The 15,635-nt window shown below is 65.6% G+C and carries 10 protein-coding genes; 7 read left to right on the plus strand and 3 right to left on the minus strand.

Translation table 11 applies throughout. From position 1 onward, the window contains the following. The first annotated feature begins 31 nt into the window (after positions 1-31). The 5 genes from BMZ02_RS02875 (at position 32) to BMZ02_RS02895 (ending at position 5,178) form a co-directional block, all read left to right on the plus strand. Positions 32-1,744, plus strand: a complete 1,713-nt coding sequence (locus BMZ02_RS02875) for a vWA domain-containing protein (RefSeq protein ID WP_091639756.1) — start codon at positions 32-34, stop codon at positions 1,742-1,744. After that, entirely contained in the window at positions 1,741-2,376 is a 636-nt protein-coding gene (locus tag BMZ02_RS02880) for a hypothetical protein (RefSeq protein ID WP_091639758.1), read from the plus strand. The genes BMZ02_RS02875 and BMZ02_RS02880 overlap by 4 nt, the downstream gene beginning before the upstream one ends. Before the next feature lie 45 nt (positions 2,377-2,421). Beyond that, positions 2,422-2,895: a DUF6231 family protein gene (locus BMZ02_RS02885; RefSeq protein ID WP_139209125.1), complete on the plus strand. Its 474-nt coding sequence runs from the start codon at positions 2,422-2,424 to the stop codon at positions 2,893-2,895. A gap of 128 nt (positions 2,896-3,023) precedes the next feature. After that, complete coding sequence (locus BMZ02_RS02890) at positions 3,024-4,673, plus strand: nitrite/sulfite reductase (RefSeq protein WP_091639762.1); 1,650 nt, start codon at positions 3,024-3,026, stop codon at positions 4,671-4,673. After that, positions 4,666-5,178 (plus strand): DUF934 domain-containing protein, encoded by a 513-nt coding sequence (locus tag BMZ02_RS02895; RefSeq protein ID WP_091639764.1) that lies wholly within the window; start codon positions 4,666-4,668, stop codon positions 5,176-5,178. The genes BMZ02_RS02890 and BMZ02_RS02895 overlap by 8 nt, the downstream gene beginning before the upstream one ends. 19 nt (positions 5,179-5,197) lie before the next feature. Here the strand turns inward: BMZ02_RS02895 and BMZ02_RS02900 are convergent, their stop codons facing one another. Both BMZ02_RS02900 and BMZ02_RS02905 read right to left on the minus strand, forming a co-directional pair. Further along, positions 5,198-6,064 carry an alpha/beta hydrolase gene (locus BMZ02_RS02900; protein ID WP_091639765.1) on the minus strand — a complete coding sequence of 289 codons (867 nt, stop codon included), beginning with the start codon at positions 6,062-6,064 and terminating at the stop codon, positions 5,198-5,200. Further along, the gene (locus BMZ02_RS02905) at positions 6,061-7,338 is read right to left on the minus strand and encodes an MFS transporter (RefSeq protein WP_216110665.1); all 1,278 of its coding nucleotides are present in this window, start codon (positions 7,336-7,338) and stop codon (positions 6,061-6,063) included. The genes BMZ02_RS02900 and BMZ02_RS02905 overlap by 4 nt, the downstream gene beginning before the upstream one ends. Positions 7,339-7,509: 171 nt before the next feature. Here BMZ02_RS02905 and pepN point away from each other — a divergent pair, with 171 nt between their 5' ends. Together pepN and BMZ02_RS02915 are read left to right on the plus strand one after the other, a co-directional pair. Then, a complete protein-coding gene (gene pepN, locus BMZ02_RS02910) occupies positions 7,510-10,131 on the plus strand; it encodes an aminopeptidase N (protein WP_091639767.1) in 2,622 nt (873 codons plus the stop codon). Positions 10,132-10,155: 24 nt separating this feature from the next. Continuing rightward, on the plus strand, positions 10,156-12,267 hold the full coding sequence (locus BMZ02_RS02915; protein WP_091639768.1) for a carboxy terminal-processing peptidase: 2,112 nt from the start codon (positions 10,156-10,158) through the stop codon (positions 12,265-12,267). Between the two features lie 33 nt (positions 12,268-12,300). Here the strand turns inward: BMZ02_RS02915 and BMZ02_RS02920 are convergent, their stop codons facing one another. Beyond that, entirely contained in the window at positions 12,301-15,531 is a 3,231-nt protein-coding gene (locus BMZ02_RS02920; protein WP_091639770.1) for an EAL domain-containing protein, read from the minus strand. Positions 15,532-15,635 lie beyond the last annotated feature (104 nt).

Here is a 15,635-nt window from a genome sequence, read left to right on the forward strand (position 1 = left end):
CATCCATTTGCGCGTACCGGAGAGATGAATCTTGCACCGGCTGTCATACATCGCCATCGCCCTGTTGCTCGTGCCGATGCCCTGGACCCCCGCCCTCGCCGACGAGACGCCGCAGGTGCGTGTGCTGATGGATGTCTCGGCGAGCATGCAACGTACCGATCCCCATGACCTGCGCAAACCGGCCATGCGGCTCATTGCGGAACTGCTGCCGGCCGGCGCCGACGTCGGGGTCTGGGAGTTCGCCCACGATGTGGACGTCATGCTGCCCGTCGCGACGGTTGATGACGACTGGCGCGAGGACGGTCGCGCGGTCGCGGACGCCATACACTCCCGCGGGCAGGCCACGGACATCGGCGCGGCGCTGGAGGCGGCGGCGGACACCTGGACGGACAACACAGGCGCCGAGGAGGCGCCCAGGCACATCGTGCTGTTCACCGACGGACACGTGAACATCTCCATTGACGACGACGAGGATGCCGCCGAACGCAGCCGCATCATCGAGGAGCTGATGCCGTCACTGAACGACCGGGACATCGCCGTGCACACCATCGGGCTGTCCGACGAGATCGACCAGGAGCTGCTGGAACAGCTGGCGGAGGGCACCGGCGGCCGGATGGCGGTTACCGAAGACGCGGATCAACTGGAACGGGTCTTCCTGCGCCTGTTCGAGCAGGTGGCCCCCCGCGACTCGGTGCCGTTGGCCGACAATACGTTCATGATCGACGAGTCGGTCTCGGAGATGACAGTGCTGGCATTCCGGGAATCCGAAGGCGACCCCGTGGCGCTGCAAACACCGGACGGCGACACCCTGGACGCCACCATGGCCGACGGGGACAGCCTGCGCTGGCGCTCGGAACCGCACCACGACCTGATTACCATGGACACCCCGCCCACCGGCGAGTGGGGTCTGCTGGGCGCGGACGACCCGGACAACCGGGTCATGATCGTCACTGATCTGCAACTGCGCACCGAGCCCCTGCCGCCCTACACCATCGCCGGTGAATCGCTGGACTTCGCCGGCAAGCTGACCGAGGGCGACACCCCCATCGACGACGACGACTTCCTCGCCGTCACCCGCTTCGAGCTGGACACCGATGACGCGGGCACCCTGGAGCTGCCGCGCGTCGATGACACGGCGGTACACCGCCTCGCCCATTCACCCGAAGCGGGAACCCAGTACTTTACGCTCAAGGCCTCGTCCGAGACGTTCGAGCGGGAGACACGTCAGCAGATCGAGGTGGTTGATACGCCCCTGATCATGAGCCGCAGCGAACTGCCTGACGAACCGGACCTGGAGCGGACGCTGCGCATCAGCCCTGTATCCGACGTGGTCGACACCGATGCGCTGGAGGTGGAGATCACGGTCGAGGTGGAGGACCGGGACCCCATGGTGCTGCGGTTTGCGGAACCCAACGACAACGGCGAATGGCGTATTGCCCTGGACACGCTCGACCCGACGCAGGATGTTCACATCACCGTCGAAGCGATAGGCGAGATGGCCGACGGTCGCAGCTTCCGCGCCACGGTCGACGCCTTCGACAGCGACGGACTCGGCGAGGACACACGCGCAGCGGAGCCCCACTGGGGGCTGCTGGGGGGGCTGCTGTTCCTGTTGAACGTTATTCTCTTCGGCATCATCGGGCTGGTTTTCTACCTGCTCCAGGGGCGCCGCCGGCAGCCTCCCTCCCTTGGGAGCGCGGCTGACGGCACAGGAACGGCAGACACTGCATCGGAGAAGGCATGAGTGGCAGCGAACTACTTCTGGTCATCATCCTGGGTGAGCTCGTCATTATTGTCGGGCTTATCCTGATCCTGACCGTTTTCATGGGCGGGCGGCGACGCTCGCGGGACAAACGCGCCGCGGAGAACCTGGCCCACAGCGTCCGCAGCACCGAGAAGACCCGCGACAAGCGCCTGCGGCAACTGCTGGAAGAGCGCTACGGGTATACGGGGGACGAGCTGGAAGCACAGGTCAACCATCTCCTGGAAGCGGAGAAGCAGTTCTACACGCGCTTTCTCGACCTGTACCTGAACCGGGATCCGCAGTCCGCCGAAAAGGTCCACCAGTATCTCCAGGACGTCATCCGCCCCTATACGGAGATGGAACCGGTGGCGACGCCCGACGCCGCAGCGCCGCCCGATGACACGGAATCGGACGACGAAACGGCACCGGATGGTGATTCCGCGCCCACGCCCAGTTACGATAAGCGGGACATGCTTGAGGAGATCCAGCTGTACCGGCAGACGCTGAACCAGGTCTTCGCCGAATACACGGCGATGTTCGGCATCAAGCAGGACAGCACCCGCGAGCTCTCGGCACAGGAAATCCGGCAGCGGATGGAATCCGGCCAGCTCGCCGGCCCCGAGACACAGTAGCGCGGGGCCGCCCTCTCCCGCAGACTCCAGGGCCGACAGCAGATCATGGCGAATCATCAGGCGGCACAACGGATGCTGCGCAACGTGCTCCAGCAGGAACAACCGGCGACCTATCTGGTCATCGGCGACCCCGCTCCCCTGGAGCCGCAACCGGATGGCATCGACGGCCCTGCACCGGCAGGGCTCTCGCTGGAGGGGGCGACACCCCGGCTGCCCGACCTGGGACGCCAGGATCTGGTGCTGGTCGGCGGCCTCGAGTCCCTGGCCCGCAAGGACGGTGAAATCCTGCTGTCCCGGCTGCGCGATGTCTATGCCCGCCGCGTGCTCGCCCGGGTCGTGCTGGGCGGCACCTGGCAGCAGAAGGACATGACCGCCTTCGGCTTTACCCGTCTCGCGGAGATGGAGCCTGCCGACGGCGTTCTCTACGGATTCGACGTGGCGTCGTACAAAACCACGCCCGACTGGCTCAACCCCCGCTTCTGGGCCAATCCGGAACTCTGGGACAAGTACCGCTGGTAATCCCTCACGCCGCCCCGCACATAACCGCGCCGCCTTAATTTATAGCGAAATATTCCTTTTCCGTATAACCGACCACTGCTAGGGTGCGTCCAGACTTGGTGGACCCCTTAAGGACACGACGGAACCCTATGTACAGGTACGACAGTTTCGATCAGGCGCTGGTCAACGAGCGGGTTGAGCAGTTTCGGGACCAGACCCGGCGGTTTCTCGCGGGTGAGCTGACCGAGGAAGAGTTCCGCCCCCTCCGGCTCATGAACGGGCTGTACATCCAGCGTCATGCGCCGATGCTGCGGGTGTCGATCCCCTACGGCCTGCTCAGCAGTGATCAGCTGCGTATGCTTGCCCACATCGCTCGCACCTACGATCGCGGCTTTGGTCATTTCACCACCCGTCAGAACATCCAGTACAACTGGCCCGAGCTGGAGCGTGTGCCCGACATCCTGGCCGATCTGGCCAAGGTCGAGATGCACGCCATGCAGACCAGCGGCAACTGCATCCGCAATATCACCTCCGATCACCTTGCCGGCGTGGCAGCGGACGAGCTCACGGATCCGCGCCCCTACTGCGAGCTGATCCGCCAGTGGGCGACGCTGCATCCCGAGTTCTCGTACCTGCCACGCAAGTTCAAGATCGCTGTCAGCGCGTCGGACAAGGACCGTGCCGCCATCCGCGTGCACGACATCGGCCTGCAGATCGTCCGCAACGATGCCGGTGAGCTCGGTTTCCAGGTCTACGTGGGCGGCGGCCTCGGCCGAACCCCCATCGTCGGCGAGCGGATCAGCGACTTCGTGCCCGTACGCGAGCTGCTCTCCTATCTGGAGGCCATTCTCCGGGTGTACAACCTGAATGGCCGCCGGGACAACATCCACAAGGCGCGCATCAAGATCCTGGTCCGCGCCATGGGCATCGACGCCTTTCGCGACCAGGTGGAAGCCGAATGGCAGCACCTGCGTGACGACCCGGAGCTGCAGCTGGAAGAGGAAGACGTCGCCTACATGCGCGGCTTTTTCCAGCCGCCGGCCTACGATGCCGGTGCCGGTGAAGGCGATCTGCAGGCGCAGCTCGATGCCGACAAGGGCTTTGCCAGCTGGTATCGGCACAACACCGAGGCCCACAGGCAGGATGGTTATCGGGCGGTATTCCTGTCGCTGAAAGCGCCAGCCATCGCCCCCGGCGACATGACCGACCGGCAGATGGACGCGGTCGCGGACCTGGCGGAACGGTTCAGCTTCGGCGAGATCCGCGTGACGCACACCCAGAACCTGGTGCTGGCCGACGTGCGCAAGGACCAGCTGCATGCCCTCTGGCAGGCGCTGCGCGAACTCAACCTCGCCACGCCGAACATCGGCACCATGACCGACATGATCGCCTGCCCGGGCCTGGACTTCTGCAGCCTCGCCAATGCCGGCTCCATCGACGTGGCCAAGGACATCAACGAGCGCTTCGACAACCTCGATTATCTCTACGACCTGGGCGACATCCGCCTGAACATGTCCGGCTGCATGAACGCCTGCGGCCACCACCACGTGGGCCATATCGGCATTCTCGGCGTGGACAAGAAAGGGCAGGAGTTCTACCAGATCACCGTGGGTGGCTCCTCGTCCAATGACGCCGGCATGGGCGAGCGCATTGGCCCGGCCGTGCCCAAGGATGAGGTTGCCGACACCCTGGAGTCGATTCTGCACACCTTCGCGGAGCACCGGGAAGGTGATGAACCGCTACTGGATACCTACCGCCGCATTGGCGTGAAACCGTTCAAGGAGGCGGCGTATGCGTAAGATCATCCGCGACGGTGCGATTGCCGACGACCACTGGCAGCACGTGGCGGATGACGCCGCGCTGCCGGCCGGCGACATCATCGTCAGCCACGCCCGCTGGCAGGAGGAGCGCGATGCGCTGCTCCGGCATGAAGGCCGTGTCGGCATCCGCATCGACGGCGACACCCCCCTCTCGGCCATTGTCGACGATCTGGAGCACTTCCCGGTGATCGCCCTGGACTTTCCGGCATTCAAGGATGGTCGCTGCTATTCCCACGCGCGTGTGCTCAGGGAACGGTTCCACTACGAGGGCGAGCTGCGGGCCGTTGGTGACGTGCTGCGGGATCAGCTCATGTACATGTCCCGGGTCGGCATCAACGCCTTCGAAGTCCGCGAGGACCGGTCCATCGAGGATGCGCTGAACGCCTTCGGGGAGTTCTCCGGCTACTACCAGATTAACCCGCACGGCCCGATTGCCCGGGATACGCGCCGGCAGCAGCGCCGGGCCGCGGCCGCCGCCGGCTGAAGGCAGCCGCTGGCGCCGCTCAGACGGTCTCGGTCAGGAGCTCGTCTGAGCGCTCGATGATCCAGTCGCGGATTTCACGTGCCGGCAACGTCCACCCCGTTTCCAGCATCATGGCGTGCGCCATGTCGGGGTAGATCTGCAGGTCGGCGCGGTAGTTGCGCGCGGTGCGCTTGACTTCACTGATGGAGAACAGCGCATCCCGGCCGGCGCCCAACACCAGCATGGGCGGAATGTGCATCCGCCAGCGGCGCGGCAGATCCATGAAGGTCATGTCCATCAGCGCGCGCTGGGACTCGCTCTGCATGCGGGCGCCGTAACCGTCCCGCAGCACCGGGTCCAGGTCGTCGGAGAAGATGGCACGCCCGGCGTTTTCCGTATCCACCAGGTCCCGCGCCCCGCCCTGCACCATGGAGATCTGCGCGAACAGCAGCGGATCGGAGGTCATCAGGCGCATGACGGAACTGCTGAGCCCACCCGGCGGAACGGAGGCCATGAGCACCGCGCCCGCCGCCTCGTACTGCTCCAGGTATTTCTGCACCACCATACCGCCCATGGAGTGGCCGACGATCACCGGGCGACGGTCCATGGATTCGACCACGTTGTGGACATCCGCCACGTAGTCGCGCACCCCTGCCTGGTGCAGCGTATCCCGGCCATGGCTGGTTCCGTGGCCACGCAGGCTCACGGCGTAGGCATCGAACCCCTGCTCCGCGAACCAGGGCAGGAAGTGCTCGTCCCAGCACCAGGCGCCTGCATAGGCACCGTGCACGAACAGCAAAGGCGGTGCATCACGCCGATTCTCCGCAGCAGGAGCGCGATGGACAACCTCCAGTTCCGGCTGCTCCAGGGCAGCAAACGACCCGAAACCGAAAAATCCAAACATCATGTCACCCCCTTGTGCCGCCGTGGCAGCAGGAACCAGGCAAAGGCTGCGATCTGAAGGGCCAGCACACCCCCGAAAGCAAGCGCATACCCTGATGGAGCATACCCACCACCATCAGGGAACTCACGGACTTCGATCACAAACCCGATACCCCACTGCAACACGAAAGCCCCCACGAATACAGCAAGATTCACCGCGGTGTTGGCACGACCGGAGAGCGCCGCCGGAAACTGCTGCGAAATCATCGCGTAAACCAGGGTGCCCGATGTACCAAAGAACGCGAACGCCATCCATAGCGGCACCACACCCGCTTGCGGCTGCACCACGAGCACCGCCTTGCACGCCAGGAACAGCACGACCCCCAGGGTCAGCACGTGTACCGGCTGCACCCCGCGGCGCACCAGGCGATCACTGATGACGCCCCAGGCGGCGAATCCGACCGCCATGGCGAGCGCAATCAGAAGCAGTGTGTCCGCAACCGCCTGCCGGGACATCTCCGCCACATCGCGCATCCACGGCCCGGCCCACAAGCCCTGGATGGCCAGAGAGCCTCCCTGGGTCAGCATCGCCAGCGGTGCGATGCGCCAGAAGTACTGGCTGGTGAGCACATGCCGCAGGCCGGCAAGCTGATCCCGTAGCCTGCCTCCGCGCGCCTCACGGCTCTCATCCGGCACCACGAACCAGACCGCCAGGGCCGTGACCACGCAGGCCACGGCCAACCCCAGGAAGATGGTGCGCCAATCCACCCAGCCGAGCGCCATCTCCACGGGACTGGTGGCCGCCATGGCGCCGAACCCGCCGAACGCCAGCAGACAGCCGTTGACCAGCGGCAGGCGCTCCGCCGGAAACCAGGCGCTGAACGCCTTGAAACTGGCCATCAGGCATGCGGACACACCGAGCCCGATGAGCGCGCGGCCGATGCTGAGTTCGGCCATCCCCTCGCCCACTGCGAACAGCACGGCACCAGCGGCGGCGATCACGAGCAGCACGGCCTCCACCCGGCGCGGGCCGTAGCGGTCCAGCAACACCCCCAGGGGCAGCTGGAACAGGGCAAACGACAGGAAGTAGGCGGCCGTGAGCAACCCGAGATCGGACGCGGACAACCCCACGTCACGCTCAAGATCCGTGGCGATCACCGCATTGACCGTGCGAAACAGGTAGGACAGGAAATACCCCGCCGCGAAAGGCAGGAAGACCATCACAAACAGCTGCCAGAGGGAGAACTCCCGCCTGCCGCCGTGCGCTGTCACGCCGTCATCGTGCGCCGGTTGACTCAACACCTGCCTCCTTCCATGCGAAAGCGCCGATAGTAGCAATTCCGGACCAGTCCGCGGGATCCATGGGACAGCGGGGAAACGGCCTGTTATCGTGCCTGTTCCACGATCCTGCAGGCCGGAGCGCGGCGCCCTGGCTCGCCGCAGGGACGCTTCACGCTGAAGAGGGGCTCGATGACGTCATTGCAACCGGTCCGGCTCAGGGACTACACACCGCCAACCCACCTGGTTGATGCCCTTGAGCTGACCTTTGATCTCGGCGACGCGTACACGGAAGTCCGTTCCCGGTTCCGGGTGCGCGCCAACGTTCCCCCTGGTGAAGATCCGCAGCCCCTGAGGCTGCACGGCCGGCACCTGGAGCTGCAGTCGCTGCACGTCGACGGCGCCCCGGTGTCCGGGGACGCCTATCTCGAGGACCCCGAGGGCCTGACGCTGCTCGCGCTGCCGGCCGAAGCCACCATCGAGATCGTGACCGTGATCCACCCGCAGGAGAATACCGCCCTGGACGGCCTGTACCGCTCCGGCGGGCTGTTCTGCACCCAGTGCGAGCCGGAAGGGTTCCGCCGCATCACCTACTTCCCGGACCGCCCGGACGTCATGACGACCTACACGGTCACGCTGATCGCCGACCCGGAGCCCTACCCCGTGCTGCTGGCCAACGGCAACCGCGTCGACCACGGCGAGCGCGCCGACGGCCGGCACTGGGCCACATGGCACGACCCCCACCCGAAACCCACCTACCTGTTTGCACTGGTGGCGGGTGACCTGCATCTGCACGAGGAGCGCTACACCACCCGATCCGGGCGGGACATCCAGCTTCACCTGTACGTGGAGCACGCCAATGCGGGCAAGACCGCGCATGCCATGCGCTCTCTGCGCAAGGCCATGGCGTGGGACGAGGACACCTACGGCCTGGAATACGACCTGGACACGTACATGATCGTGGCCGTGGATGACTTCAACATGGGCGCCATGGAGAACAAGGGGCTCAACATCTTCAACACGGTCTGCGTCCTGGCCGACGAGACCATCTCCACCGACGGCGACTTCGAGACCGTGGAGGCGGTGGTTGCCCACGAGTATTTCCACAACTGGACCGGCAACCGCGTGACCTGCAGGGACTGGTTCCAGCTCAGCCTCAAGGAGGGGCTGACGGTCTTCCGGGAGCAGCAGTTCTGCGCGGACATGGGGTCACCGGCGGTGAAGCGCATCCAGGACACCCGGCTGCTGCGGTCCATCCAGTTCCCGGAGGACGACGGGCCCATGGCCCACCCCGTCCGCCCCGAGTCCTACCTGGAAATCAGCAACTTCTACACCGCGACCGTCTACGACAAGGGTGCGGAAGTCATCCGCATGTACCACACCCTGCTGGGCGAGGACGGCTTCCGCCGCGGCATGGACCTCTACTTCCAGCGCCACGACGGGCAGGCGGTCACCTGCGAGGATTTCCTCGCCGCCATGGCCGACGCCAACCACGTCGACCTGGATCAGTTCAGCCGCTGGTACACCCAGGCGGGGACGCCGGTGGTGCAGGCCGGCGGGCGTTACGATGCCTCCACGCGGCGGTATCACCTGCAGCTGAGCCAGCATACGCCGGCCAGGCCGGGCCAGACGCATGCACTCCCCCTGCACCTGCCCGTGCGTCTGGGGCTGCTCACCGGCGACGGGCAGCCACTGCCACTGCGCCTGCCCGGCGAGACCGGCCAGGCGCCACTGGAGCGCGTGGTGGCCCTGCGGGACGCCAGCATGGAGCTGGTTTTCGAGGACATCCCGGAAGCGCCGGTTCCCAGCCTGCTGCGCGATTTCTCCGCACCGGCGGTGCTCGACTACGCTCACTCCGAGGACGAACTGCTGACGCTGCTCGCCCACGATACTGATCCGGTCAACCGCTGGGACGCGGGGCAGCGGCTGCTGCTCAACACCCTGCTCGCCAGCGTGGAATCCGGCCAGCCGCCCGAGCTCTCCGAGCCGCTTCGTGAGGCGGTCCACCACGTGCTCTCGGGCTGGCGGACGGATCCGGCGTTCGTCGCGGAGGTGCTGACCCTCCCGAGCGAGGACTATATCGCAGAGCAGCAGGTGGTCGCCGACATCGACGGGATCCACACGGCGCGCGAAGCGCTGCGAAACCGGTTCGGCAGCAGCTTCGCCGACGCATGGCGCACCATCCACGACCAGTGCGATCCGCATGCCCCGGGTGTGAACGGTGCGTCAGCCCGGCGCCTGCGAAATCTGGCACTCTCCTACCTGGGGGCGGCAGGCCCCCAGGGCGCGGAGCTGGCCATGCGGCAGTATCACGCCGCCACCCACATGAGCGACCGCCTGGCGGCGCTCGAGGTACTGATCGAGCACGGCGGCTCCACGGCGGACCGCCTCGTTGCGGCATTCCATGATCAGTGGCGGCATGAACCGCTGGTGATCAACAAATGGTTGCGCCTGCAGGCAACTGCCACCGGACGCAACGCCCTGGAGCGGGTCCGCGCGCTCACGGCCCACCCGGGGTTCGATATCCGCAACCCGAACCGGGTCCGGGCCCTGCTGGGTGCGTTCAGCCAATCCAACCCGGTGGGCTTCCACCGCACGGATGGCGCCGGATACCGCCTGCTGGCGGATTACGTGGTCGAGCTCAACGCCATGAACCCGCAGATGGCCGCGCGCCTGGTTCTGCCCCTGACGCGCTGGCGTCGGCTGGACCCTCGACGGGCCGGCCACATGTTTGAACAATTGGAACGGATCGGAAATACGCCTAAGCTGTCGAAAGACCTGCAGGAAGTCATTACGAAGAGCCTGGCGTCCTGACCCATAGCGGGATACGTGCCCTGAATGATAGGTAATACAATGCTGAACTCACTGCTACGCCGCATCATGATCCCGGCCATGGCGCTCATGCTCGCCGGCGGCCTGAGCGCGAGCTGGGCGGATTCCGACAGCAACGGCTATGTCGAACCCTCCAGCAGCCACCCGGAGACGGCGCGCCTGATTGCGAGACTGCTGGCCCATCAGCACTTCGGCGGGCTCTCCATTGACGATGAGCTCTCCGAGCGGGTACTGGATACCTACCTGGATGTGCTCGACCCCGAGCGCTACTACTTCACCCAGGACGACGTGGAGGAGTTCCGCAACCATCGGCATGACCTGGACGACATGCTCATGGAAGGGGACATCGATCTGGCGTACCGGATCTATGACCGCCTCAAACGGCGTGCGGTCGAGCGTGCCGAGTTCGCCCACGACGTCCTCGACGGCGGGATCGACTTCGACACGGACCAGACGCTGGAGTTGAACCGGTACGAGGAAGACTGGGTTGCCGACGAAGAAGCCCTGGACCGCCTCTGGCGCCAGCGTATCAAGAACGACGCGCTGACCATGCTCCTCGGCGGCGAGGACGAGGAGCAGACCATGGAGATGCTCCGGAGCCGCTACACCAACGTTGCGGACAACATGAAACGGTCGGACTCGGAGGAGATCTTCGAGAACTACATGGGCGCCTGGTCCCGTGCATTCGATCCGCACACCAACTACCTGTCGCCGCGCAACTCCGAGGAGTTCGACATCCAGATGCAGCTCTCGCTGGAGGGCATCGGCGCGATGCTGCGCACGCGCCGGGACTTCACCGAGATCATGGAACTGGTCCCCGGCGGCCCGGCCGACCAGAGCGGCGAACTCTCCCCGGGCGACCGCATCATCGGGGTTGCCGACGAGGACGAGGACATGGTCGATGTGGTCGGCTGGCGCCTGCAGGATGTGGTCGATCGCATCCGCGGGCCGAAGGAGTCCACGGTACGCCTGCGGATCATGCCCGGCGACGACTCCGATTCCGCCCCCCGCACCGTGACCCTGGAGCGCAACGAAATCGCGCTGGAGGAACAGGCGGCACAGAAGGAGATCCGGGAAGTCGAACGGGATGACGGCACGCACCGGATCGGCGTGATCACCATTCCCACGTTCTACACCGACTTCGCCGCCGCCCAGGCAGGTGACGATGACTACCGCAGCACCACGCGGGACGTTCGCCGCCTGCTCGATGAGCTCAAGGACGAAGGCGTCGACGGGCTGATCATCGACCTGCGGGGCAACTCCGGCGGCTCGCTGCAGGAGGCCGTGGACATGAGCGGCCTGTTCATGCCCGGAGGTCCGGTGGTGCAGATCCGCCGTAGCGACGGTCAGACCGAGATCATGCGCGACCAGGACGGGGAAACGGTCTACGACGGCCCGCTTGCGGTGATGGTCGACCGGCAGAGCGCGTCGGCATCCGAGATCTTCGCCGGCGCCATGCAGGACTACGGCCGCGGCATCGTGCTGGGCGAGCAGACCTTCGGCAAGGGCACGGTCCAGACCATGGTCGACCTGAGCCGGTTCAGCAACGACCCCACGGCCGAAACAGGCCGCCTGAAGATGACCATTGCCAAGTTCTACCGGGTCACCGGTAGCAGCACCCAGAAGAAGGGCATCATCCCGGACATCGGTTTCCCGTCCGCCTTCGACGACGACGAGCTCGGCGAGAGCGCGTCCGACAACCCCCTCCCCTGGGACGAAATCGAAGCTGTGGACTTCACCCGCATCGATGAACTGGGCAACCTGCTGCCGCTGCTCAAGGAGCGGCATGACCACCGGGTCGCCGACCACCAGGCCTACAAGGCGTGGCTGGATGAGCTCGGCCAGATCCGCGAGGCCCGTAACCGCACGGAAGTCTCTCTCAACCGCAGTGTTCGGGAGCAGGAGCGCGAGGAACGCAATGAGGCGCGGCTGCGCAAGGCGAACGAGCACCGGGAGATCCAGGGCCTGGATCCGCTGGAGAGCATCGATGAACTCGAGCGCGAAGACGGGCCGGATACCCTGCTCGACGTCAGCTCCGAGATTCTGGCGGACTTCTACCTGCTCAAGCACGAACCGCAGACCGCCAAGCGCTGGGGCCTGAGCAGCAACGACGACTGACCCCGCCCCGCTGACCCCGGCATCAAGCCGGGGTCAGCGGGTGCCGGATACCCACCCGGTCTGGTGGTCCAGATCGTTCACCGGCCGGGGCATGGCGATTCCGAACCCCTGGCCGTAATCAACGCCGATGTCGGTCAACGCGCGCCGCAGGGCCTCGCTCTCCACGAACTCCGCCACCGTGCGCTTCTCCATGACGTGGCCAATCTCGTTGATGGATTTCACCAGGGCACGATTGACCGGATCCGAGACCATGTCCTTGACGAAGACACCATCGATCTTGATGGAGTCCACGGGCAGGTTCTTGAGATAGCCGAAAGACGACAGGCCGCTGCCGAAATCGTCCAGTGCGAACCGGCAGCCGAGCCGGCGCAGACGCCGCATGAAGTCCGTGGCCACGGAGAGATTCCGGATTGCCGCGGTTTCCATTACCTCAAAGCAGATCTTGCGGGGGTCAACCCGGGCGGCATCAAGCCGCGAGAGAATCCATCCCAGGAAGTCCTCCTCCCCCAGGGACAGTCCCGAGAGGTTGATGGCACAGGTCGTCAGCATGTCCATGTGGGCCGGCCGCGCCTCCAGCCAGGACAGTGCCTGATCGACAACCCATCGGTCGACCCCGGGAATCAGGTTGAAGCGCTCGGCGGCCGGCAGAAACGCCGTCGGCATGGTCAGCATGCCGCTCTCGCCCTCCATCCGCAGGAGCAGCTCGTAGTGCAGCTCCGCGGTATCGTTCTGCAGAGGAACGATGGGCTGGTAGTACAGGCGGAAACGGTTCTCCGAGAGCGCCTCCCGGATACCGCTCACCCACTCCATCTCCCCGTGACGACGCGCCAGCTCCGCGTCATCCTCCCGGTAGACGTGTATCCGGTTGCGCCCCTGGTCCTTGGCGGCATAACAGGCGGTGTCGGCAACGCTCATGATGTCGTGCAGGGTGCCGGCGGTACGCAGAATCGGCACCAGGCCGATGCTCACCCCCAGCCCGAAGCTGCGCCCGCCCCAACTGAAATGGAAGTCCCCGATGGCGCGGCGCATGTCGTCGGCCACGGCATAGGCGCTGGCCTCATCCCGATTCTCCAGCAACACGCCGAACTCATCGCCCCCGAGCCTGGCCAGCAGATCGTTCTCACCGATCTTCTCCCGCAGCATGGTGCTCAGCTGGCGGAGCAGTTCGTCACCGGCCATGTGCCCGCAGGTGTCGTTGATGACCTTGAACTGGTCCAGGTCGAGATAACACAGCACGTGCTCCGCGTCGCGGTCACGCACCTGTTCCAGAAGCGCACGCAGGCGCTGCTCGAACTCGCGTCTGTTGAACAGCCCGGTGAGCGCATCGTGGCTCGCCTGGTAGCTGAGCTCCTCGGAGAGCTTGCGCGCCTCGGTAATGTCCTCGCAGACCACCAGCACCGGCAGCGCGCCGGCGGCATCCACCTGCGCACGGGCACTGACCCTGACCCAGATGACCCCGCCATCCTGACGGCGCAGCCGTGAATCCCAGCGATGCACGCGCCCGGGAGATGCCACACACTCCTGGAGGTTCTCGTCCACGTCGGTTGCGGACTCGCCCTCGTGAAGCACATCGAAAGGCAGGCCGACGAGGTCCTCGACGCCGAAGCCGAGCGTTCGGGCGGCAAACCGGTTCACCGACTGGATGAATCCCGCCTCGTCGATGGTGAAGAACATGGAGGGATTGTCATCGTACAGGGCTCGGTAACGTTGCTCGCTCTGCCGCAGGGCGGCTGCCGCCTCGGCCCGCTCCGCGTTGATCAGCGCCTGCGCCAGCTGATCTGCCATCGCGCCGACAAACCCGACTTCGTCCAGCTGCCACGCACGTTCGCCGTTCACCTTCTCGGCACAGACGATCCCCACCATGCGACCGGAAACCCGGATCGGCGCGTCGACCATGGCCGTGACCCCCCTGGGCCGCAGATAGTCCTCGCGCAGGCCCTCGACACGCGCATCACGCTCCGTGCATTCCACGGCAACCGCACGCCCGCTCTGAAGCCCGGTCAGGTAACCGCGATTCGCCTCTGTGCCGATCAGGAACGGATCTGCCTCGACCTGCCCGCGAAACCCTCGCAGACAGGCGCAATACAGCGCATCATGGGCACTGTTGAACAGCCACACGCCCACGCGCTCGACGCGCAGCACCATCTGGATCGCCGCCGTGACCTCCTCGTAGATCGCGGTGAGGTCACCATCGGCCAGCGCGCGGCTCGTCGCCAGCTGCCCCAGGCGCAGGTGCTGCTCCCGGGTCCGGCGCAGGTAGTTCATCTGTTCCCGCTCGACCTTCTTGCGATCGCTGACATCCAGCACGGACAGGCGGATCCGCTGACCATCGCTCACCGGCAATGAGACGGCACGTACCTCGCAGGGAATCTCGCGGCCCAGCTGATCACGGAACGTCCAGTCGAGGACGACCCGCTCACCATCCAGACACCGGCGAACGATCTCGCGCGCCCGCCGACGGGAGTCACTGCCGTCAGGCTGTCGCGGCGGCAGAAACCGCTCCGGATTCACGCCCGTCAGCTCGTCCCGGTCGACACCGAACAGCCGGGTGGTGTTGCCGTTGCCGTCGACAATGCGGTTGGTGGCCACGTCGAGGACAATGATCGCCTCGGCCGAATTCTCGATCAGGTCCTCATAGCGCTGGCGACTGGCGATCAGGGACTGATCCATTTCCTGGCGCTTGAGAACCCCGAGAATCATCTTCCCGGTCAAGGACAGCAACAGCTCCAGGTCCGTGCTCCAGTGCCGCGGCCACCGCGCCATGTCGAACCCGACGGAGCCGATCCGCTGCCCGTTGACGATCAGCGGACAGATCAGTACGGCGCGGACCTGGTGCTTCTCGAGCACCTGGCGGTCCCGTGCCGCTTCGGCGGGCATCTGCTGCACATCGCCGACATTGACGATGCGCCCGGCGTCGAGCTCTGCCGAGATCCAGCGGAAGCTGTCGCCTGGCACGGGTTGCAGGCGCTGACGGGTGGGCCGAACCTGCTCGGCAGACCATTCGTGCGTGCACCGCAGCGCGGCGGAACCGTCTTCGCACTGGATCAGGTAAGCACGATCCACGTCGGCAAGCGCCGCGATATCACTCAGCGCGCGATCGATTTCAGCGCCCACGTCCGATGCCTGGACGCTGATGAAACGGCTCGCGAGATCGGCGATCAGGCGCAGAAAATCGCTGCGCTCATCAGCCAGCGTCGACGCCCCCTCCTCGTCGATTGAACTCGCTCCCCCGACAGCGGAACTGTCCGACCCACGCTCTGTCATTCACCACCGGTCGTGTTGCCCACGTTCGCCAGCCACTCGAGAGCGACCCGCACTCTGTCCCGACATGCTAAACCACGCGGCGGTCAAAACCACGCACCTGCGGA

It is taken from the genome of Aquisalimonas asiatica (genome assembly GCF_900110585.1).
GTDB lineage: Bacteria > Pseudomonadota > Gammaproteobacteria > Nitrococcales > Aquisalimonadaceae > Aquisalimonas > Aquisalimonas asiatica.

Bases quoted from the DNA above. Each gene is read 5' to 3' on its own strand.
- BMZ02_RS02880 (WP_091639758.1), top strand. From the start codon at position 1,741: ATGAGTGGCAGCGAACTACTTCTGGTCATCATCCTGGGTGAGCTCGTC.
- BMZ02_RS02885 (WP_139209125.1), top strand. From the start codon at position 2,422: ATGGCGAATCATCAGGCGGCACAACGGATGCTGCGCAACGTGCTCCAG.
- pepN (WP_091639767.1), top strand. From the start codon at position 7,510: ATGACGTCATTGCAACCGGTCCGGCTCAGGGACTACACACCGCCAACC.
- BMZ02_RS02920 (WP_091639770.1), bottom strand. From the start codon at position 15,531: ATGACAGAGCGTGGGTCGGACAGTTCCGCTGTCGGGGGAGCGAGTTCA.
- BMZ02_RS02895 (WP_091639764.1), top strand. From the start codon at position 4,666: ATGCGTAAGATCATCCGCGACGGTGCGATTGCCGACGACCACTGGCAG.
- BMZ02_RS02890 (WP_091639762.1), top strand. From the start codon at position 3,024: ATGTACAGGTACGACAGTTTCGATCAGGCGCTGGTCAACGAGCGGGTT.
- BMZ02_RS02900 (WP_091639765.1), bottom strand. From the start codon at position 6,064: ATGATGTTTGGATTTTTCGGTTTCGGGTCGTTTGCTGCCCTGGAGCAG.
- BMZ02_RS02915 (WP_091639768.1), top strand. From the start codon at position 10,156: ATGATAGGTAATACAATGCTGAACTCACTGCTACGCCGCATCATGATC.